General features: G+C 36.7%; 3 protein-coding genes. All 3 read left to right on the top strand.

What is annotated here, in order from left to right; all coding sequences use genetic code 11:
- The first annotated feature begins 288 nt into the window (after window positions 1-288).
- On the top strand, window positions 289-10,314 hold the full coding sequence (locus GM3708_RS14900) for a bluetail domain-containing putative surface protein (RefSeq protein ID WP_066348589.1): 10,026 nt from the start codon (window positions 289-291) through the stop codon (window positions 10,312-10,314).
- A 268-nt stretch (window positions 10,315-10,582) separates the two neighbouring features.
- Window positions 10,583-23,845: a cadherin-like domain-containing protein gene (locus GM3708_RS14895; protein WP_066348586.1), complete on the top strand. Its 13,263-nt coding sequence runs from the start codon at window positions 10,583-10,585 to the stop codon at window positions 23,843-23,845.
- A gap of 371 nt (window positions 23,846-24,216) precedes the next feature.
- On the top strand, window positions 24,217-25,650 hold the full coding sequence (gene glmM, locus GM3708_RS14890) for a phosphoglucosamine mutase (RefSeq protein WP_066348584.1): 1,434 nt from the start codon (window positions 24,217-24,219) through the stop codon (window positions 25,648-25,650).
- Window positions 25,651-25,700 lie beyond the last annotated feature (50 nt).

Below are 25,700 nucleotides of genomic sequence, written 5' to 3'. Positions count from 1 at the left end.
TTACTTCTCTTTCTAATTTTAAGAAAGAGATTTTTTTTGACAAAATTCCAATAAGTTTTTTTTACTTATAGTCAATTAATATGTTATTATCCTATAATGATTTTTATAATCAAAAAGCCCTTTTTACATTATATTTCGGCAATTAAGATTAGTTTCAAACAAATTTTATATTAACTTTACACAAACTTTATAAACATTTTATATACACAAATAACTTGATTAAAAAATAGTTTTTTTTAAGTAAAAGTACTGAAATTATTAATTCCTTTAAAAAGCAAATTATCATTTATGACTAACTCCACAATCTTCAACCATGACCACTTGTTAAACAACTCCGTAGAATTACTTATTCCTATAGAATCTTTAATCAGAGATCAACTTCTAAATTGGTTTGGCAAAGAAGATTACTTAACTTCACTAGCAATTCCTTTCAGTGCTAATGTCGATACAACAAAATGGACAGAAAACGCCGAAACACTTCAGCAATCTATCCTCAACGGTAGTTATAATATTCGTCTTGAAATTCGTAGTAACAATGAATTGGGTGGAGCATTGGGTGCGTATAGTGCTACTGGAACAACAGGAAAACCTACAATCTACTTAAACGGCGATTGGTTACAAACAGCATCATTTCAGGAAATCCAAGCGGTTTTATTAGAAGAATTAGGTCACGATTTTGACAACTATATCAATAATGGTGCTGATAGCCAAGGCGATGAGGGAGAAATTTTTGCAAATTTAATTCTTAATAAACCTTTTAACATCAAAACTCTTCAAGAACAAAATGACCATCAACTCTTAACAATTGATAATGTAGCCATAGCTGTAGAAAATGCGGTTTGGGGACCTGCGAACATAGCACAAACTTTCTTTATCCCTATCAAAGAATCCGATGAACGTACTTCTCTTGCGGCTGTTGGTGGTTCAGGGGTAGGAACAACTCTTACAACTATTATTTCTACGGTAGTCACCAGTAACGGAACTATTATTGTCTATGATCATTGGGAAGATGGTTATGAAACAGACATCAATTTTCCGACTCAAGCTACCACACAAATTTGGGGTGATGGTAATCTAACTAATGGTTCAGCTCCTGGAGATGTAGATGATCTTCTCACGGCAGGGCAAGTTATTACCTTAAAAAATGATGTTGTCCTTGCTAACGTTGGTGGTTTAAATTCTAATGGTACTAATAAACCCTACTACGATGGGCGAGATAAAATTGGTGCAACAAAAGCGATCGCCATCACAAGAGCTGGTTGGGCAATAAATCCGGGTACTGTATTAGCAGGGGCTGTTAACGTTTATGACGTGGGTAATGCTGGTATTTCTTATACCATACCCATCGGTCAAAATGTAATCACCAGCAATCCTGATAGTGCCGCTAACCGTTTATTTGAATACACCTCTCTCCATATTGTTGCAACAGAAAACAATACAAGAGTCAAAATAGATAGGGATGGTAATGGTAGTGTTGATATTACCGTTACTCTTAATCAAGGAGAGACTTATTTAGTCAGTGGTGGAGTATTAGCAGGAGCCACTGTCAACTCTGAAGATTCATTAGGTACAACAACAAAAAGACCTATTACAGTCTATTCCATCGCTGGAGATGTTGGTTCTAGTTACGAAAACCGTTGGTTTGCTATTACACCAAAAGAACAATGGTCGAATAGTTATTATGCCCCTGTGGGAACAACTCTAGCTATCGATCCAGTTTTTGTGTTTTTGTATAATCCTAGTACTACTTCACCTATCACAGTTTATTATGATACCCAAGGCACTAGTGGAAGCTCTATTGTTGTTCCTGCTAATACTACTAAGTATGTGCAGATGCCAAACTCTGGGGCACATTTTTATACTACCGATGGAGCTAAATTTTTTGCCGTTAGTACCATTGACTCTGATGCCACTAATAACCAAACCCATGATTGGAGCTATTCTCTAGTTCCCGAAAGTTATTTAACTGATCGATTTGTAGTCGCTTGGGGACCTGGTAATAATAATGCTGACCCAAAAACCGCTCTTAATGGTAGCCCTGTATGGGTAACAGCACCCAAAGCAACAACCCTATATATCGACTTAGACGGTGATGGTTGGATCTTAGATGGTCTTGGAAAGCCAGATTACACTCAATCCAACGCTCGTAACGTTAAATACAATATTCAAGCTCTTGAATCCTATCGTATTACTGATTCCCTTGATTTTGATCAAAGTGGGATCAGTGTATTTACCATTGATGGGACGTTAATAACGGGTGCGTGGGGTGAAGATCCTGCCGTAGCTGGTCCAGGGAATCCTTACCTAGATATGGGTACGACAGTTTTACCCTTCCCAGATTATGTCTTTAAGAAAACTTCTAAAGAAGCTAGTCAAGCTACCTACGGTACGGGTGTTAGTAATGACAATAATCTTATTAACTTAAATGAACAAGTCGAATATACTATCAGCGTTACTAACCGAGCGGTAATCGATCTATTTAATATTAATATTAAAGACTCCATCAATCCGACGGATAGTGCTATTTATGTACCGAATAGTGCTAATTTAACTATTTATAATCCTGACGGCACAATATTACTATCTAATACCGATCTTGATGGACTGACTAATTTATTCCCTTTGGATCAAGCCACAGGAGGCTATACCATTACCGATACAGATACCACTCTTGCAGGGAATCAAGGCTTATTAAGGGGTTATCAAGCAGTTATTAAATATCGAGTAACTGTACGGGGTGATGTTAACAAAAACTTAACGGATGCTAATCTGACTATCACCAATTCTGCCAAACTAACAGGAGATCCTTCGGGGGGAGGAGATGCCATTACAAAAGATGTTAACAACAATACCCCTGTAAGTGTGCCTAACGTTGATGGTGAAGTATCTTTCCGTGATTCTAGTTATGGTAGTTCTGTGACAAGTTATCAGGAAAATGGCATTATCTATCTTCAAGTTGTTGATGGTGATCTTAATACTTATCGAGATCTAAAAGATAACAGTAATGATAATGTACTAAATACCTTAGATACTTTAACGGTAACTGTTACTAACACTACCACAGGAGAACTGGAAACTGTTACCCTCACAGAAACAACTTTTAGTTCTGGTATTTTTCGAGCACCTCTTCCTACCTCTACCAATAATACTAATAACGGTAATAATAGTGGTATTCTTTATATGGTAGGAGGTCATAGCCTTAAAGTTGACTATATAGATCCTATTTTTGGGGCTGTGTTTGATAATCCTTCCTTCCCTGGTATTCCCAATGGTGATGATAATAATATCAATACAGGTCTTGCCAACACAGCCACAGGTACGGTAGTTGTTCCCTCGAAAACTAAGATTCTCTACCTTTCTGATGACGGTGCCTCTGGTGACTCTAGTGGCGATTTAGATCGTATTGATCCTACTAAAGCACCTCATACAACTGATAACCCCGACATTGATAGCACGGTGAATTTAAGTGCAGTCTCTACTAAAACGTATAGGGATAGTTTTGGCACTGTTTCTTACAGTGGCTCCAGTGGTACTCAAGCATGGACTTCAGATTGGACAGATCAGATTGCAAGTCCAGGTACAGGTGGTGTAAACGACTCTAATGCCGCTGCTAATGGTGGATCAATCCAAGTTGTTAATTCTGGCAATAGTTCTGGGGGTTCAGGAAACTCTTTGCTAATTACGGCTGATACAACTAGTAGTCCAGCAGCAGTTTCAAATAGAGGAGCATCTCGTGCTGCTGATTTGAATGGTGCTACTTCAGCAACCCTTTCTTTTTTCTACAATAAAGCCTCTGTTAATGGTACGAATCCCACACTTGCTGTTGAAGTTTACAACGGAAGCTCTTGGTCTTTACTCGATACATTAGACTCTGGCGACGCAAATGGCAATAAAAGTTATTCAATTCCAGCAGGTGCCCTAAATGCTAATTTCAGAATAAGATTCCGTGTTGCCTCAACAGGTAGTCAAGGAAATGAAAATTTCTTCATTGACGACATTCAGGTTCAGGGTACATTTTCTGCTACCCCTACGACAACTTTCACTCAATCTATCCCTATGGCGGATACATTTATTATCCCCAATGGTGGCACAATCAATGTCGTAACTTATATCAGTGGGCTTTCTGGTGGAACTCCTTCTAATCAGGTTACGGCGGCTCTAACTTATGGTGCGAGTGGTACTGGTAATACTGTTGTTCCTTTAACTTTCCAGAGCTATACGTCCCTAACTGGTACAACAGGATATATTACTTGGACAGGAACGCCTTCTTCTGGTAATGTCACCATTCCTGCAGGGCAAAAAGTTCAATTATTAGTCACCAATAATCAAAGTGGATTAAGTTTTAAAGCTGACTATGACAGTGCAACTACCCCCTCTCGCATAGAATTACCCACTACCACCGTCATCGATATTGTTGACGTAGATAGCGATGGTAGTAATGGAGTTCAAAATATTGGCTTTTATAATAGTGCCTTTAGTAATGATGCAAATACTAGCAATGATGGTAGTTTTATCCCCTCCATTGATGCAGGTGGAACAGTTTATCTGCGAGTAAAAGTTAGTGATCCTTTCGGCGATTATGACATTACCAGTTTAAACTTAACCATTGATGGACCAGGTACTACTGGCGATCTTAACTTAAGTCTTGATAATACTTATGTTGTTGATACCAATAATAATGGTGCTTTCAAAATTTATGAATATCCTTGGAAAACTGTTTTAAATACAGGAACTTATAGTGTCACAGTAAAAGCTAATGAGGGTTATGAAGGCAATATATTTGATACCGCTACTTCTACATTTGACATCACAGCCCTTGACTTAGGTACACCTTCTGTTACTCAGTTTATTACTGGTTTACTGGGTGCTGATGCTGGTACTCAATACGCTGTAGGAGCTAATGCTTTTCTACGAGTAACAGATTTAGACGAAAATCAAAACGACACTACCATAGAGACCATACAATCAGTTGTTAATGGAGTTACTTTTACCTTAACCGAAACTGGCGTTAATACAGGTATATTTGAAGCGGCACTGACAAATGCTAATAGTGGGAATACAGGTCAATTTATCAGCCTAACAGCAGGTACAGTTTTAACTGCTAGTTATGTTGATAATGATGATGCCACAGATACCAGTGGAGATACTATCAGTGTTCCTTCAGCAGGGAATATTCCTCCTACTTTAGATTTAGATACCACTAACAACGGCACGGTTAATAATACTGCTACCTTCAATGAAGGAGATACAGGAGTAGCATTTACTAAAGATGCAACTGGCACTCCCATAACCGATGACACAGATACGATCGCATTCCTCAGAATTACTATCCCCCTTGCCCAGATTACTAATGGAGCATCAGAACAACTATTAATTAATGGTGCTACTTCAGGAGGAACGATTGCCCTCAATACCAATAATACATATACTATTACTGGAGTAGGAGGTGTTACTTACACCCTAAACGTTACAGACAATGGTACGATAAGAACCCTAAACTTTGCCAAAAATTCAGGCAATCTTACTAAAGCTGAAACTGAAGCAATCCTAGAAGCATTACGTTACAACAATACGAGTGAAAACCCCACTGATGCCAACCGAGTATTCACGGCAATAGTCAACGATGGAACACTTGATAGTAATACAGCAACCTTTACCGTAGATGTTAACCCAGTAAATGACCCTCCTGTATTAGATTTAGATGGTGGTACTCTCGGATTTAATTATACAACTACATTCATAGAAAACTCATCTACCAATGTAGCGATCGCAGATACTGACGATCTAATTACTGATCTTGATAGTACAATCATCACCAATGCCAGAATTGTGCTGACTAATCCCCTAGATGGTGCATTAGAAAGTTTAAGCATTAATGGTACATTGCCCTTAGGAATAACGGCTAGTGGTTACAATTCAGCTACGGGAGTATTGACTTTAACGGGTAGTGCTACCTTAGCCAATTATCAAACGGCATTATCACAAGTTGTTTACAATAATACATCTGCTAATCTTAATAGTACTCCTCGTACTGTTGATGTCACGGTAAGTGATGGTGAAAATGATAGTAATATTGCGACCACCACCATTAATATTACCCCCGTTAATAACCCACCGACTTTAGACTTAGACGGTAATAATAGTAGTGGGGCAACGGGTGCCAATTATAATACGACTTTTACCGAACAAACACCCATAGCCATAGGAGATGTAGATGTTGTCATCACAGATGTTGATGATACCAACATTGAAAGTGCGACTATTACCCTCACCAATCGCCCTGATGGTAATGGAGTAGAAAGTTTAATCGTTAATGGCACATTACCCACAGGAATTACAGCTAGTAGTTATGACTCAAGCACAGGGGTATTAACTTTAACAGGTAGTGCTACTTTAGCAAACTATCAAACTGCTATTGCTCAGATTCAATATAACAACACATCAGATAATCCTAATACCACCCCAAGAAGTGTAACAGTTACAGTTAATGATGGTAATGCGGATAGTAATCTTGCCACCACCACCATTAATATTACCCCAGTTAATGACCCACCAACTTTAGACTTAGACGGTAATAATAGTAGTGGAGCAACGGGTGCCAATTATAATACGACTTTTACCGAACAAACACCCATAGCCATAGGGGATCTAGATGTAACCATCACAGATGTTGATGATACCAACATTGAAAGTGCGACTATTACCCTCACCAATCGCCCTGATGGTAATGGAGTAGAAAGTTTAATCGTCAATGGCACATTACCCACAGGAATAACAGCTAGTAGCTATAATTCAACGACGGGAGTATTAACTTTAACAGGTAGTGCTACTTTAGCAAACTATCAAACTGCTATTGCTCAGATTCAATATAACAACACATCAGATAATCCTAATACCACCCCAAGAAGTGTAACAGTTATCGTTAATGATGGTAATGCGGATAGTAATCTTGCCACCACCACCATTAATATTACCCCAGTTAATGACCCACCAACTTTAGACTTAGACGGTAATAATAGTAGTGGAGCAACGAGTGCTGATTATAATACGACTTTTGCAGGGGTAGGAGCTGTAGCCATAGGAGATGTAGATGTCGTCATCACAGATGTTGATGATACCAACATTGAAAGTGCGACTATTACCCTCACCAATCGCCCTGATGGTAATGGAGTAGAAAGTTTAATCGTCAATGGCACATTACCCACAGGAATAACAGCTAGTAGCTATAATTCAGCTACAGGAGTATTAACTTTAACAGGTAATGCTACTTTGGCGAATTATCAAACTGCCATTGCTCAAATTCAATACAACAATAGTTCTAGTAATCCTAGCACTACTCCACGAAGTGTAACAGTTATCGTCAATGATGGTAATGCGGATAGTAATCTTGCTACCACTACTATTAGTATAGCTATTATTAATGACCCACCCGCTTTAGACTTAGACGGTAATGATAGTAGTTTAGCGACAGGTGCTGATTATAATACGACTTTTACCGAAGGAACACCTATAGCCATCGGGGATGTAGATGTAACCATCACAGATGCCGATGATACCAACATTGAAAGTGCGACTATTACCCTCACCAATCGCCCTGATGGTAATGGAGTAGAAAGTTTAATCGTTAATGGCACATTACCTGCAGGAATTACGGCTAGTAGTTATAATTCAAGTACAGGGGTATTAACTTTAAGCGGTAGTGCTACTTTAGCAAACTATCAAACTGCCATTGCTCAAATTCAATATAACAACAGTTCAAATAATCCTAATACCACCCCAAGAAGTGTAACAGTTATCGTCAATGATGGTAACGCTAATAGTAATCTTGCTATCACCACCATTAATATTACTCCCGTTAATGACCCACCGACTTTAGACTTAGACGGGAATGATAGTAGTGGAGCAACGGGTGCTAATTATAATACGACTTTTACCGAACAAACACCCATAGCCATAGGAGATGTAGATGTAACCATAACGGATGTTGATGATACCAACATTGAAAGTGCGACTATTACCCTTACCAATCGCCCTGATGGTAATGGAGTAGAAAGTTTAATCATCAATGGCACATTACCTGCAGGAATTACGGCTAGTAGTTATAATTCAAGTACGGGAGTATTAACTTTAACGGGTAGTGCGAGTTTAGCTAACTATCAAACTGCCATTGCTCAAATTCAATACAACAACACATCAAATAATCCGAATACCACCCCAAGAAGTGTAACAGTTATCGTTAATGATGGTAATGCGGATAGTAATCTTGCTACTACCACCATTAATATTACCCCTGTTAATGATCCACCTAGTGGTACAAATAAAACTGTGACTATCACTGAAGATAGTAGCTATACTTTTAATGTCTTAGACTTTGGCTTTAGTGATACAGAAGGTAATAGTTTTAGTGCGGTTAAAATCACTACTTTACCAACTGCTGGTACATTAGAATTAAATGGTAGTGCTATCAATTCTGGGGATTTGATTACTGTAGCAAATATTCCTAATTTAGTATTTACACCTATTCTTGACGGTAATAGTATTGGTTCTGCTTATGCTAACTTTACTTTTCAAGTACAAGATAATGGGGGTATAAGTTCTGGCGGAATTAATTTAGATCCAACACCAAAAACTTTCAGCATTAATGTGACTCCTGTTAATGATGCCCCAGTAGCGAATCCGAATGTAACAATACCACCAGTTAACCAAGATAATATTAATCCTCCTCTCAATCCCTTACCTACATTATTAAATAGTAGCTATGACGATTCAAAAGACCAAGTATTAGGTGGTAGTTCATCAACACCTTTGCGGGGTATTGCTATCGTCGGGAATAATGCAGATCCAGCTCAAGGTAAATGGCAATATTCAGCGAGTACTCTTGCCTATGAATTATGGAATGATATTCCTACTAGTGGACTTTCTACTTCCTCTGCTTTAGTATTAAACAATTATTCTACGGTGAAACTTCGCTTTTTACCGAATCCTCAATTTAACGGTACTCCTACGAACCAAGATTTAGAAGTTTATCTTTCTGATGGTTTAGGATTTTCTGCTAGTTCAACCGTCAGTGATCGCAAAGATATTAGTGGCGATATTATTAATCCTATAAGTGGTTGGTCGAATGATAGTATTTTGATTTCTACTACTATTAATAAAATAAATACCCCTCCCATTATTAATGACTTAGATGGAGATATATTTGCAGTTGCCCCTAATGGAACGACAAAAATAGATCAAGTTACAGGTACAGATATTTTAGCGGCGACTATCACTGATGTTCAAGGATTAAAAATAGGAGGTCAATTAACCATTTCTCTTGATGGTTTCGGTGTCAGTACTAATAATGACACTTTAAGTATTAATCCCTCTTTCCTCTCTGGTATTGGAACTATTGATGCTGTCAATGATGGTACGAATGGTAAACCTTTAACCATAAACTTTACCAAAGATCTTACCCCCGCCGAAGGAAATACTTTGATTCAAAATATTACCTATCAAGCCAGTAATACGGTAGGAATTCGTGCTGCTTCTTTCACTGTCACCGATGGCCAAGGCGGTACTTCTAATACGGCAACAGCTTACTTGAACGTCACCAGTAGTACAATTCCCTATGGTCCACCTATCTTAGGAGATCTCAATGGTCAAGTACGCAGTGATATTCTTAAAGGTACTAGCGGTAATGACATTATCAATGGTAAAGGTTCAAATGATATTCTTTATGGCTATAACGGCGATGATTTGATGATGGGGGGAGATGCCAATGATCGCCTTGATGCAGCGGCAGGAAATGACATATTAATAGCTGGTAATGGGGATGATGCTTTACTAGGAGGAGATGGACAAGATATATTACTGGGAGGAGATGGGGCAGATAATTTGACTGGTGGTAATGGAAATGATTACCTGAATGGTGGCTTCGGTACTGATACTCTGACTGGAGGTACAGGAGCGGATATGTTTGATTATAGTGAGTTAAACCATTCTTTCCTAGGGATTGTTTCTAGCGTGAGAGAGTATGACTTGATTATGGACTTTAATGTGAGTCAAGGGGATAAGATATTAACTAGTCGCCTTATTAACTCTTTTAATACAACTCCTACTACTATTACATCTTTAACACATACTGCTGTAGCATCTGCCTTGATTAGTTTAGGTGCAGATTCAGCGGCATTAGTGAAATTTGGCACAAGAACTTTCTTAGCTATCAATGATAGTGAAACGGGATTTGATGCTAATAATGATACTTTTGTTGAGTTTCGTTATACTGCTACCACTACTGCACCATTAAATACATCTATTTTTTCTACTCTATAGGTAATTAAAAATAGACCATAAATATTTAAAATATTATTTCTCTTTCCAATTTTAGGGGAGAGATTTTTTTTACAAAATTAAAATGTGTTTTTATTCATAAGTTAATTCATGTATTAATTTGTTATTATATTAATAATTATAAATTCAAGAAACCTTTTATTTATATACTATCTATGACTTTATATTAATTTTATAAAAACTTTATATTAACTTTACAAACACTAATTTATTCCGTAAAAATACTTAGCTTTTTCTTATCTTAAAAATTATGACTATCACTATTAACGACAGCAATTCATTCTCATATATTTTCAACGAAGATAGTCTTTTAAATCTTACAACCATAAATATTAGTGGCACTTCAACTACTCTTACAGTTACCTTAATTGCTACGAATGGCAATATAAATATTGGTTCAACCACAAACTTGAGTAACGTTTCTGTTTCAGGAAATACTATTAGCTTTCAAGGGTTAGAATCAGATGTTAATAATGCCTTAGCGACTTTAAGTTATGACTCTGACAATAACTATAATGGTTCAGCTAGTTTAAATATTGATGTCAATGATGGCTCTAATTCTACAAATCAAAATGTTTCCTTCTCAATTACCCCTGTTAATGATGCACCTGATTTAATTTCCACTAGCACACTAAACTTAACTGTTGATGAAGATAACATCCCTGTAGGTGCCGTAGGTAGCTTGATCAGTGACTTTAATGGTAATATCTCTGATATAGATTCTGTTAGTTCATTAAAAAGCATTGCTATTACTAATGTATCTTCTGATATAACTTTATATTATTCTCTGGATAACGGTACGAACTGGACTATTGCCAGTGCTTTAAGTAATTCATCCGCTTTGCTATTAGCTGATGATGGTGTAACTAGAATTTATGTAGTCAATAATACTTCTAATTTCAATGGTTCGATTACTGATGGTTTAACATTTAGAGCATGGGATCAAACTACTGGCTTCAATGGAACTTTAGCTGATACTACTACGAATGGTAATGATACAGCTTTTTCTACAACGACAGATACTATTGACATCAATGTTATATCCACCAATGATGCACCTACTCGCATCGGAAATATAAATGCACCTAATTTAACACCAATTTCAGTAGAAGATCAAAATCCAAATACCATTAGTGGAGATACTATTAATAATATCTTTAGTGCTAAATTTAGTGATCTTGATGGTGATAGTTTTGGCGGTGTCGCAGTGGTTACTAATGATGCTAGTTTTTTTCAAGGGGACTGGCAATGGTCAAATGATGGAGTTAACTGGATTACCATTGAGCAGACTTTCATCGGGTTTGGCGGTACTGTTTCAGGATTAACATTAAACAATGCTCTTTTATTGAATAAAGATACCAAAGTTCGTTTTCTTCCCTTTGAAAATTTTAATGGTACTCCTGAGCCTTTAACTGTTCGTTTAGTTGATGATTCTATCAGCATTATCTCAGGAAATCGAGTTGACCTAAGTGATCTGAATGCCACAGGTGATAAAACACCTTATAGTGATGTTAACAATGAAATTACCTTAACAACTACAGTCACAGGTATCAATGATGCACCTTTGCGAATTTCCGACGAACCAATTATCTTTACACCAACAAACGAAGATAACTCTAACCCTTCTGGTCAAAGCATTTCCAGCCTTTTTAATTCTCAATTTGATGACTTCAATGATAGTTATAGCTTTTTTGGTGGTAGTAATCAAAATAATTTAGCAGGGATTGCTATTGTCAAAAATAATGCTGTTGCTAGTGAAGGTACTTGGGAATGGTCTAATAATGGGTCAACATGGAATTCTATTCCTTTTAATCTTAGTAATAATAATGCCTTAGTTTTATCTGCTAATACGTTTATTCGTTTTGTTCCTGCCCTTAATTATAATGGCAACGTGGGAAGTCTTACCTCCCGTTTAATAGATGATTCTAGTGGTGCGGTGATTTCTGGTTCAACCCTTGACTTTGCCAATGTTGTTAGTGGTGGTACAACTGCTTATAGTGATGAAAACAATACTGTTCAATTAAAAACCAGTGTTACCCCCATCAATGATGCCCCGACTAGAGATGTTACCAAACCAGATTTAATACTTTTAGCACAAGAAGATACAGCTAATTCTGGTACAGCAACGGTAAGCACACTATTCGCTACAGGTTTTCTTGATACTGCTGATGCTCAAAATTTAATTGGCGGTTTAAGTACATCTAATCAATTTGCAGGAGTTGCGATTGTTCAAAATGAAGCCACAGTTAATGGCACGTGGCAATATTCTACTAATGGCACAACTTGGACAAATATTTCTACAACTCTTATTCCTACTAATGCTTTAGTACTCAATAAAGATACTCTAATTCGCTTTCTCATTAATACTCCGAATTTTAACGGTAATATTGGGAAATTAACAGCCCGTCTTCTCGATAATTCTTCTGGGGAAGTAGTCACAGGAACGACATTGGATGTCAACACCATTGACGGTACAGCAATTTATAGTAATAGTAGTAACCAAGTTTTACTTTTTGGTAGTATAACTCCTATTAACGATATTCCGACGATTAACCCAGTTTCTTTAATTGTCAATGAGGGAGGCTCAGGAACTTTTAGTAATAGTGGAAATTTTAATTTAGCAGATATTGATAACGTAGATCAACAGTTAATCATCAAAATTGCTAGTCTTCCTACTAAAGGTATTCTTACTTTTAATGGTCGTCAGGTTGTGGTAGGTTCAACTTTGTCCGCCGATCAAATTCCTCAATTACAATATGTCCATAGTGGCAACCAAGTTTTAATTCAATCTTCTGATAGTTTTAATATTACTGCAGAAGATGGTGCAGGAGGTTTGATCGCCCTTACCCCCATTCCTATAACCATTAATCCTGTCAATCAAGATCCTAGTGCGGAAGGGGAAGAAACCCTTTATGAAGGACAAACAGGGGTTATTGTTCCCATAACTATATCAGATCCCGATCAAGCAGTGGGTATTCCCCATGACATTAAAATTCTCACTTTGCCCACCCAAGGTAAATTAAAAGTTAATGGTATCGAGATAATCTCCATTCCTATGGGCGGTTTAATGGTTTCATCAACAGATGCCATCACTTATGATCATAATGGTAACGAACCAATTGGGAATGATAGCTTTAATGTCGAAATCATTGATGATGGTGGCGGTACAGGATTTTCTGCTACTACAGTCAGCACCATTAGTCTTAATATTATCCCCAACAATGATGATCCTTTTCTAGTTAATAATACTGGGACATCTTTAGATATAAATACTGGTAGAGAAATCACAGTTGACAGTGCAATGCTACAAGTAGATGATCCAGATTCGAGTATTAGTCAATTGACTTACACTCTTACTGATATACCGAATAATGGTTATCTACTTTATGACGATAATGGAACGAAAAAACGGTTGTTAGTGGGGGCAACATTTACCCAAGCAGATATTAATAACGGTATTATTAGCTATCGTTTCTTTGAAAGTGGTACAGGAATATTTAATGATAGTTTTAGTTTTCAAGTAAGAGATAGTGAAATTACATCCTATCCTGTTGTACGGGAAGGAGGTATTTATGATGGAGCTACACTGGAAACAATTACTTTTCCCATAACCGTAGAAGATAATACGGAAAGAGGTTTCGGTGAAGGAGGAGAAACTTTCCCTGATCGTGGTCCAACTCAGCCCCCCACTGAAGAAAATAATCAGGGAGTCGGAATAATAAACAGTCCAGCTATTTTAGATGAAGCCTCAAGTATTGTCATTACTGATACTCTTTTGAAATTCATTGATCCAGATAACCTTCCCGAAGAAGTTATTTTTCGTCTGGCAGAATTACCTACCAGTGGGATTTTAAAACTTGATGGAGTAGCTTTAAGAGTTTTTGATAGTTTTACTCAAAAGGATATAACTGATGGGCTCTTAACTTTTGAGCATGACGGAAATGAAGATTTTATTGATAACTTTAAATTTACGATCAGTGATGGTAGTAATATTGTTACAAATAGTGGTAATCCTTTTATTTTCGAGATTGATGTTACCCCAAAAAACGATCAACCTATTATTAATGTAAGTGGAAAACCCTTTGTCAGAGAAGGAGGAACAACGGGAATAGCCCCTGATTCTAGTCTCAGTACTTATATAACATTAAGTGATGTAGATGGTAGCGGTGAAAAATCAGGTGAAGGTTTTGCAACAGTGAATAACCTAACTTTCAAAGTTCTCAATTTACCTATTCATGGAACTTTAGAAGTAAATCAAGGAGCTGGTTTTGTGCCTGTGACAACATCAACTATTATCACTAAGGCTCAATTAGACGGTAATCTATTTCGTTATATTCATGATGGTAGTGAAAATTTTGATGATAGTTTTGATATTCAAGTAGATGATAATACTACAGGTACAATCAATAATCTGAGTACGATCACCACCGTTGAAATCGATATTTCCCCTATTAATGATCCTCCAGTTTTTGACCAGAAAAAAGATCTTATAGTTTTAGAAGGTGGAACTGCGACCATTAAAGGTTCTAATGGCATAACCATCGATGAATCTCGATTAATTTACCAAGATCCTGATAATACAAGTATTCAGCGTCAATATGTTATTACTACGGATGTCGAATATGGTACTTTATTTTTAAATGGTCAGGCTTTAGGGTTAAATAGTGTTTTCACTCAAAATGATTTAGATAATGATCGAATAACCTATAAGCATGATGGTTCAGAAAATCATGATGATGAGTTTTTGTTTACCGTTAGAGACGGGGCAGGTGGTAGTGTAGATGGAAACTATCAAATTAAAGTTACTCCTCGTAATGATAGACCTACTATTGATGTTCCTAGTAATACTCTAGAGTTATTCGACAATATAGCCCTCAATATTACAGGAATTATTCCTAGTGATATAGATATTATTCAGCTTAATACTGGAGTTAGTAACTCTGTCGAAGTTGATCGTTTGCGCATTACCCTTAATCCCTTGTTGAATGGAAGTACTTATCAGAATGGAGTTTTAAATCTTACTACCATTAATGGTATTACGTTTATTAATCCTGCCAGTGGTTTACCTTATCCCGATCAAAATAATACGAATAATGGCAGTACTAACTATGGCAATAAACTAATTATAGAAGGTACTTTAGCCGAACTTCAGAGTGCAGTAAATACCTTAACTTATCAATTAGATCCCAATGCAAATAGTGATGTTAACGGTACAATTGAACTAAAAATAACTGTAGATGATCGTATTTATGATCCTAACACAGGATCTGTAACTGCTTCTAATGGTGGTTTTCAAAATCAAAATGGATCTGCTTTTAATGATCTCGATAATACAGCTTTCGGAACAATTAAAATTCAAACATCTAATGAAAATAACCCACCTCAAGTTACCACCTCAAAAAATAATACGAGTTTTGCTACGTTTATTAATGAAGATCAAGCCACCTTATTAAACGGGCAAGGAAACAATCCTACCAAAATTATTATTATCGATGAAGATGCTTTTGGCTCAAATGTTCGAGTTACTCTTACTGTTGCCAACGGTATTATTAATTTAAGTAATTCCAGTTTAATAACTGGGGGAGCAAATGGAAGTCAGAATATAACTCTCACAGGTAATCTTACCGATATAAATAATGTCTTGGAGGGACTATCCTATAATCCTTCCACAGACTATAATAACTTTGGAACTTCGGGATTTTTACCTACCAATAATCTTTTGACAGTTGTAGTTAATGACTTAGGTAATTCAGGTGTGGGAGGACCAAAAGAAACCACTAGAGATATTTATCTTGTGGTAAGAGCGGTTAATGATGCTCCTACTCGCATCGATGCTAATCCCATTATTACTACTGTTCCTGAAGATACAATTCCGACGGGAAACACCGTCTTAAGTTTATTTAATCCTAAATTTAATGATCAGAAGGATAATCAAACTGCTAGTAGTGGTTCAGGAGCAAATAGTTTAGCAGGAATTGCCATTGTCGGTAATACGAATGATCCAACTCAGGGTAAGTGGCAATGGTCTATTAACGGAACATTATGGACAGATATTAGTAATTCTCCTAATCTGAGTAGTTCTCTTCTGCTTTCTAGTAATACTCTAATTCGCTTTTTACCTGTATCAGATTTTCAAGGTACTCCTTCAGGACAGTTAACGACAAGATTAATTGATAGTTCATCGGGAGTAGTGACTTCAGGTGGCTCGGTTAATCTCAGTGCCACTAATGCTACTGGTGGTACAACTCGTTATAGTGATCTTAACAATGAAGTTATCTTACAAACTATCGTCTCACCAATTAATGATGCACCTATTGCTACCACTGGGACTGTTTCCATTACAACGATTGCTGAAGATACTACTCCAACAGGAACACAACTTTTAGGATTACTCAATAGTCAATACGATGATCAACAAAAAGATAATCAAACCAATAAAAATGGTAATAATACTGCTACACCTTTAACTTATGTGGCGATCGTCGGTAGCACTAACTATGTAGCTGGTCAAGGTGCATGGGAATATAGTGACGGTGGTACAGGTTGGATTAATATACCCGTAAGCGGTTTATCGGATAGTCGTGCGTTAATTATCCCTAGTGATCGACAAATTCGTTTTGTTCCTGCACCTAACTTTTTTGGTACACCTGGTACTTTAAGCGTCAAGTTAGCTGATGGTAGCTCTGTTTTAACTACAAGTAACAATAGTACTGATAATAGTGAGTTTAAAAATTTAACTTTAACGACCAATGGTGGTATTGGTACTACTGGTTCATGGTCAGTTAATAATGTAACGATCTCGACTAATATTACTACCGTTAATGATGCACCAAGTATTAATAATCCCAATACTGTCGTTAACTTAACTGCCATAGATGAAGATAATACAGATCCTACTGGGGAAACAGTATTAAATCTTTTTAGTTCTAAATATAACGACACTATTGATAATCAACAGGCTATCACAGGAGGGGGTAAAGCAGATACTAATTTTGCTGGAATCGCCGTTGTCGCTAATGCTTCTACCTCAGGGCAAGGTAAATGGCAATATAACACTGGTGGCGGTTGGTTAGATCTTCCTATTCTCTTAAGTGATAGTAATGCTTTAGTTTTAACTACGACTGATCAATTACGTTTTGTTCCTGCTCTAAATTATTATGGAGATCCCGGTCAACTAACCGTCAGAGTATCCGATGGCACTGGATTTACTGCAGGAGTCAGTCAAAATATTAATGCTATTATTGGTACAAAAACTGATGGTAGTGGCGGTTGGTCAAGCGATACCACAGACCTAGCTACAACCGTTAATCCTATTAATGACACTCCTGTATTAAATGGCACAACGGGAACAGCTCAAACCACCATCGAGGATGCTAATCCTGTGGCGGTAGGAACAAATTTGACGGGTATCAGTGATATTGAAATTGGCTTAAATCAACTACCAGATTTAGTAACGGCTACTGTAACCATTGGTAACTTTTTTGCGGGAGATCTTCTTACTTTTACTTTACCTTCAGGAGTTACTGCCACGGCTAATGGTACAGGAGATGTTTACACTTTAAGCGGTTCAGGTGCAACTTTAGTCAATATTTTATCTGCTTTACAATCAACAACTTATGTTTCTACCAGTAATAATCCTACTAACATTATCAATGGCAATGAACTAAATCCTACCCGTACTATTCAGTATCAAATTAATGACACTCAAAGTATTAATAATCTTTCTAATGTTATTACTACCACTGTTGAATATACTGAAGTTTTCAATGATGCACCAAGTTTAGAAAATGCTAGTTTTGTTATTGATGAAGATCCAGCAATAAATGTAGGACAAACCATTGATACTTTATTTACCGGTAAATTCAGCGATCCTGATGGACCTAGTGCTTCCCTATCTGGTATCGCCATTATTAGTAATACAGCAAATGGCACGACGGAGGGAACATGGCAATATTCTACCGTTTCCAATCCCAATGAAACAGACTGGTTTGCCATTGGTACAGTAGGTGATGACAATATTACTCAAGCCTTAGCTCTTTCTAAAAATACTCTTGTTCGCTTTGTACCTGTCTTAAATTATAATGGCACTCCTCCAGCTTTACAAGTTCGGGCTTTAGATGATACCTATAGTAATTTTACCAATGCTTCAACACGAGTCAATGTCAATACTTCTGTTAATGGTGGACAAACTGCGATCGCTGCAAATCCTAGCACATTAGCTGTAACAGTTAATCCTGTTAACGATACACCTATTATTAGTGGTAACACTGGTGCCAGAACCTATACTGAAAATAATTCTTCTATTATTCTGGTTACGGCTAGTGGTGCAATCGTAGATGTTGATACGAATAATTTCCCTAATGGTACTCTTACTATTAGCCTTAATAACTATTTAACAGGAGATGTTTTATCGGTTAATAATCAAGGTACTGGTAACGGTCAAATTGGCTTAAGTGGGAATAATATTACATTTGCTGGTACAACCATCGGCACAACTTCAGGAGGTAATGCCAATAACTTAGTTATTACTTTGAATGCTAATGCCGATAAAACTGCCATCCAAGCATTATTAGATAATTTAACTTATCGTAGTACCAGTGATGATCCTACCAATGTAGGTGCGAATCCTAGCCGAACTTTTAATGTCACCTTCAATGATGGTGGTAATATTGGTTCAGGAGGTCCATTAAACTCAAATATTCTCTCAGGAACTATTAATGTCATAGCCGTTAATGATGACCCTGTCAATAGTGTACCCACAACTCAAACAACACCAGAAGATACAACTCGAATTTTTAATAGCACTAATAATAATCGTATCTCTATCAGTGATGTTGATGCTGGAAATCAGTTTGTAAGCGTAACTTTAACCGTTGCGAATGGAATTGTTAATTTATCAGGTGTTAGCGGTTTAACTTTTCAAAATAGCACTAGTAACGGATCAAATAATATTCAAGTTACGGGTACTATTACAAATATCAATAACGCTCTCAATGGTTTAAGTTTTTCTCCTACCGCCAACTATAACAATAACTTCAGTACTGGTAGTATTACCGTTGTTACCAATGATTTAGGAAATACTGATGCTTTAGCCAATCAAAATAAAGCTGATAGCGACACGATTATTATTAACATTACTCCTGTTAATGATGCTCCAATTATTTCTCTAGTTGCTTCACCTGTTACAGGTACTTATACGGAAGGACAAACAGCATTTAATGTTGGTCAAAATATCGCTGCTATCGCTGATATAGAAATAGATCAAAATGAACCAACCATCGCCAATAACTTTACCAGTACAGTAACGATTACTGACTTTTTTACAGGGGATATATTAGATTTTACTCTAGGTTCAACAGGGGTTGTTGTTATTAATCCCAGTAATGGAGTTTATACTCTTAATGGAACAAAAGCCAATGTTCTACAGGTTTTACAGACAACTACTTATTTCTCTAGCAGTGACAATCCTACTAACTACAATACTAATTTTGATCGAGTTATTACCTATCGTATAAACGATAATCAATCCGTAAATAATCTATCAAATATTGTTTCTACTACTGTTAATATTACTCCTGAGAATGATCCTCCCGTAGTAACGGCATCTAATGGAGTAACAACTTTTATTGAAGGAAATAATGTTCTTTCCACTCCGGTTATTGTTGATAGTGGCTTAATCCTTGATGATGTCGATAATTTAACTTTAGCTTCTGCGACAGTATCTATTACTAACTTTTTACCTGAAGATATATTAGTATTTACCAATAATCCTAGTTTTGGCAATATTACAGCTAGTTATGTTAATGGAGTTTTAACTCTATCTTCTGTCGGACAAACTGCTACCCTTACACAGTGGCAAAATGCTCTCCGTAGCATTACTTATACCAATAGTAGTGATATTCCGAATAATCTTGATCGAACTATTACTATTACTATAAATGATGGACAAGCTAACAGTATTTCTACCACAAGAACAGTTCAAGTAGTACCTGTTAATGATACTCCTATTTTAAGTGCAGGTAGTATAGAAACTTATGCTGAGAATGCTAGTCTAGTGGCCATAGCACCAACCATGACTTTAACCAATGCAGATACAGATCTATTGGTTTATAACAATGGTAGCTCTTTAACTATTAACTATAGTTCTGGTGGAACATCCAATGATCAATTATCTATCTCAGATGGTAATGGGATTACTATTAGCGGTACTGATGTTCTCTATAATGGCAATATCATTGGTACTTTTTCTGGTGGTGTTAACGGCACAGGTTTAACGATTACCTTTGATGGTATAGACTCTAGTGGCTTAGCCGTTCAAACACTCCTCAATAACATCAGTTTTAGTAATAATTCAGATGATCCTATAGGTGGAAATCGAGTATTTGAGATCACCATTAACGATAATGAAGGTAATGATAATGGTGGTTGGGAATTCGCAATATCATCAACTACAGTAAATCTCATTCCTGTTAATGATGCCCCCAGTTTTACCAATAACGCAACCCTAACTGCTATTAAAGAAGATTACGATAACGATCTCAATACCATTCAAGGAGAACAAATTAATATTCTTTTCAATGGCTTCTTTAATGATGCTGATATTTCTACTAATCCCTTTTTATCAGGATTAGCGGTGATTGGTAATACTGCTAATGCAACAACAGAAGGGGCATGGCAATATTCCACCAATAATGGTTTAAATTGGTTTGATATCGGCAACGTAAATGACAGTGGAAATGCTCTTGTACTAAGTGCCACAACTAAAATTCGTTTCGTACCCACTGCCAACTACAATACTAATATCTTTGTCGTTCCTCCTTTACAAGTTCGGGCGTTAGATAATACTTATAGTAGTGGTTTTACCAATGGTTCAACAAGAATAGATATTGACACGACGAATAATGGAGGTACAACAGCAATTGCTGGTGGCACAAATACCATTGAGACTTCTGTTATTCCTGTTAATGACATCCCTAATTTAAATATTCCTGGTGTTCAAGTTTTAGCTAGTGGTAATATCATAACTTTTAGTGCTAGTAATTCTACGCCTAATGCTATTACCATTGATGATTTATTAGACTTTCCATATGGTGCTGATGATAATTTTACAGTTACTCTCACTACCACCAAAAATGGTAATGCCGATGGTATTCTCACTTTAGGAAATGGATTTACTAACAATAATAATACTATTACCTTAACAGGTACAAAAAATGATATTAATATTGCCCTTGACGGCTTGACTTATAGCCCTTTTAATTCTAATTCAGAATTAAGTGCGATCCTTGAAGTAATAGTAAATGATAATGCTAATGGTGGAACTGCTATTAGTGGTCTAGGTGATGCTCTTACTGCTACAGGAGAAATTATTATCAATGTTAGTAATATTAATGAACCTCCTGTCTTTACAAATCCTTTGCCTTCAACCATTATCGCCACCGAAGATACTCCTTTTGGCTTTACAGGTAATAGTCTTATCTCTTTTGATGATCCTGATGATTTTGATAATAATTTAAAAGTTACCCTCTCTGTTACTAATGGTAAGTTAACTTTAGGTACTCTAACAGGGATAAATGTTACTAATGGTGCTAACGGTAGTAATAATTTGACGTTCCAAGGTACAGAAACTGATTTAAATGCTGCCTTAGCCAGTCTTATTTATCAAGGGAATCAGGATTATAATACTCTTGGTAGCAACAAAGATGTTTTCAGCATAATAGTTGATGATTTAGGCAATACTGGAGTACCGATACCGAATACAGATCCTTTACTTCGTGGTCAAATTAATATTAATGTGACTCCTGTTAATGATGCCCCAGTAGCGAATCCGAGTGTAACAATACCACCAGTTAACCAAGATAATATTAATCCTCCTCTCAATCGTTTACCTACTCTATTAAGTAGTAGCTATGACGATTCAAAAGACCAAGTATTAGGTGGTAGTTCATCAACACCTTTGCGGGGTATTGCCATCGTCAGGAATAATGCAGATCCAGCTCAAGGTAAATGGCAATATTCAGCGAGTACTCTTGCCTATGAATTATGGAATGATATTCCTCTTGATAGTTCAGCTAACAAACTATCTACTTCCTCTGCTTTAATATTAAATAATTATTCCACGGTGAAACTTCGCTTTTTACCGAATCCTCAATTTAACGGTACTCCTACGAACCAAGATTTAGAAGTTTATCTTTCTGATGGTTTAGGATTTTCTGCTAGTTCAACCGTCAGTGATCGCAAAGATATTAGTGGCGATATTACTAATCCTATCAATGGTTGGTCGAATGATAGTATTTTGATTTCTACTACTATTAATAAAATAAATACCCCTCCCATTATTAATGACTTAGATGGAGATATATTTGCAGTTGCCCCTAATGGAACGACAAAAATAGATCAAGTTACAGGTACAGGTATTTTAGCGGCGACTATCACCGATGTTCAAGGATTAAAAATAGGAGGTCAATTAACCATTTCTCTTGATGCTTTTGGAGTTAATAACTCAGGAGATCAACTATCAATTGCAACAGGAGGGAATATTTCGGTTGTCGGTAATGTGGTTAGTGTTAATGGTACTGCTATTGGAACGATCAATTCTATTAATAATGGTACAAATGGTAAATCTTTAACCATAAACTTTACCAAAGATCTTACCCCCGCCGAAGGAAATACTTTGATTCAAAATATTACCTATCAAGCCAGTAATACGGTAGGAATTCGTGCTGCTTCTTTCACTGTCACCGATGGCCAAGGCGGTACTTCTAATACGGCAACAGCTTACTTGAACGTCACCAGTAGTACAATTCCCTATGGTCCACCTATCTTAGGAGATGTTAATGGTCAAGTACGCAGTGATATTCTTAAAGGTACTAGCGGTAATGACATTATCAATGGTAAAGGTTCAAATGATATTCTTTATGGCTATAACGGCGATGATTTGATGATGGGGGGAGATGCCAATGATCGCCTTGATGCGGCGGCAGGAAATGATATCTTACTAGGTGGTAGTGGCGATGATGCTTTACTCGGAGGTAATGATAATGACATCTTAGTGGGAGGAGATGGCAAAGATAACTTAACGGGTGGTAATGGAAATGATTACCTGAATGGTGGCTTTGGTAGTGATACTATTACTGGTGGAGCAGGGGCAGATATGTTTGACTATCGTGAGTTAAAGCATTCTTTCTTGGGCACTGTTTCTAACGTAAGGGAATATGACTTGATTATGGACTTTAATGTTAGTCAAGGGGATAAGATATTAACCAGTCGTGCCATTACCTCTTTTAATACAACTCCTACTACTATGACATCTTTAACACATACTGCTGTAACAAGTGCATTGAGCAGTTTAGGTTCTAATTCTGCAGCATTAGTGAAATTTGGCACAAGAACTTTCTTAGCTATCAATGATGATATACCTGCATTTGATGCTAATAATGATACTTTTGTTGAGTTTCGTTATACTGCTACGACTACTGCACCATTAAACATCAATGTTTTTTCTACTCTATAGGTAATCGTTAATCATGGTTTAGCCCTATCCCCTAGGGCGAGGAGATCTGAGACAGAAGAAAAATAGTGAAGACGAGACAGGTGGAAAAGTAGAATGGAAGAAAAATTCCTAATATTTGTAAATTTTTGAGATAATTTCATTGATTCACAAGAAATACAATGCCCGCGTCTGTCTGTCTTCCAAGTCAGTTCTCACCAATAATTTTATATCGAACTCAGGTGAGGGGGGATTTTTTTGTGATAATTGATTTATTGATCAAAAAAACACGCTATAATCCCAGTTAAATGTAAAATTATGGGGAATGTCAAAGACGTTTTCCTTGACTTTTACCCTTGATTAAACATAAAACACTTTTGTGTGAGGAATTAAATATGGTGTTTTCTTTTACTAAAAATTCGTCTTCTTTGGATTATGATACTTCAAAACCAAAGGATGGTTTACCTGATAAACTTTTCGGTACGGATGGTATTCGAGGTAAGGTAGGAGACTTATTAACCCCCCATTTAGCTTTACAGGTAGGGTTGGCGGCTGGTAATGTTTGGCAGGAGTTTAAAGCTTCTCAGGGTGTTGTTATTATTGGACAAGATTCCCGTAATTCTAGTGATATGTTATCTATGGCTATAGCTTCTGGTTTAACATCTCTAGGTTTAGAAGTGTGGAATGTAGGTTTATGCCCTACTCCTTGTGTAGCTTACTTAACAAAGACAACAAACGCTATAGGTGGAATCATGATTTCTGCCAGTCATAATCCCCCAGAAGATAATGGAATTAAATTTTTTGGTTCAGAAGGTACTAAACTAGATAAACTGCTTACCAGTGCTATTGAAAATACTCTACGGAAAAATATTGATGGTGGCATTGATTTTAAAGATAGTAAGTGTGGAAAAACTGTTCAACAACATCATTTAGTGCAAAATTATGGTCATTTTTTAAAAACTTCTTTACCTTCAGGTTTAGATTTCAGTGGGATGCGTATTGTTTTAGATTTGGCTTGGGGTGCATCGGTAGAACTAGCACCATCTATGTTTCAGGCTTTAGGAGCAGAAGTTATTTCTCTTCATCCCTATGGTGATGGCGATCGCATAAATGTTAATTGCGGTTCAACCCATCTAGTAAAGTTACAAGAAGCTGTCCAAAAATATGGAGCGAATTTAGGATTTGCTTTTGATGGTGATGCGGATAGAGTTATGGCTGTAGATGCCCAAGGGCGGATTATTTGCGGTGATTATATTCTTTATCTATGGGGTAAATACCTAAAAGAGCGTAATTTGTTACCGGATAACTTATTGGTAAGTACAGTTATGGCAAATTTAGGTTTTGAAGTGGCATGGAAAAAAATAGGCGGTCAATTTTTACGTACGGCAGTAGGAGATCAAAATGTTCAAGCCGCTATGTGGGAAACGGGTGCAATGCTAGGGGGTGAACAATCAGGACATATTCTGTGCCATCATCATCATTTCTCAGGGGATGGTATTCAAACTGCTTTGCAATTAACTGCTTTAGTCAGACAACAAGGGGATTGTTTAGCATCTTTAGTCAATGATAGTTTTACTCAGTATCCTCAAGTCTTAAAAAATGTCAGGGTAGAAAATCGAGAAAAACGTCTTAATTGGCAAGATTGTACTTCTTTACAAAGTGCGATCTCCAAAGCAGAAGAAGCTATGGGGAATGAAGGTAGAGTGTTAGTAAGACCATCAGGTACAGAACCCTTAATTCGAGTTATGGTAGAAGCACAAAACGAAAATTTAGTCAATTATTGGACAGATTATTTAGTTAAAGTTGTGCAACAAAACTTCATCAATTAAGAGTGAACAATTAATAACAAATAATCAAACTCAATTTATTTGTGCCATAA

This window comes from Geminocystis sp. NIES-3708 (assembly GCF_001548095.1).
GTDB lineage: Bacteria > Cyanobacteriota > Cyanobacteriia > Cyanobacteriales > Cyanobacteriaceae > Geminocystis.
Note: the sequence above shows the minus strand (reverse complement) of the source record. Positions and strands in the feature narration are given on the sequence as shown.

Coding starts and splice junctions, on each gene's coding strand:
- GM3708_RS14900 (WP_066348589.1), top strand. CDS start 289: ATGACTAACTCCACAATCTTCAACCATGACCACTTGTTAAACAACTCC.
- GM3708_RS14895 (WP_066348586.1), top strand. CDS start 10,583: ATGACTATCACTATTAACGACAGCAATTCATTCTCATATATTTTCAAC.
- glmM (WP_066348584.1), top strand. CDS start 24,217: ATGGTGTTTTCTTTTACTAAAAATTCGTCTTCTTTGGATTATGATACT.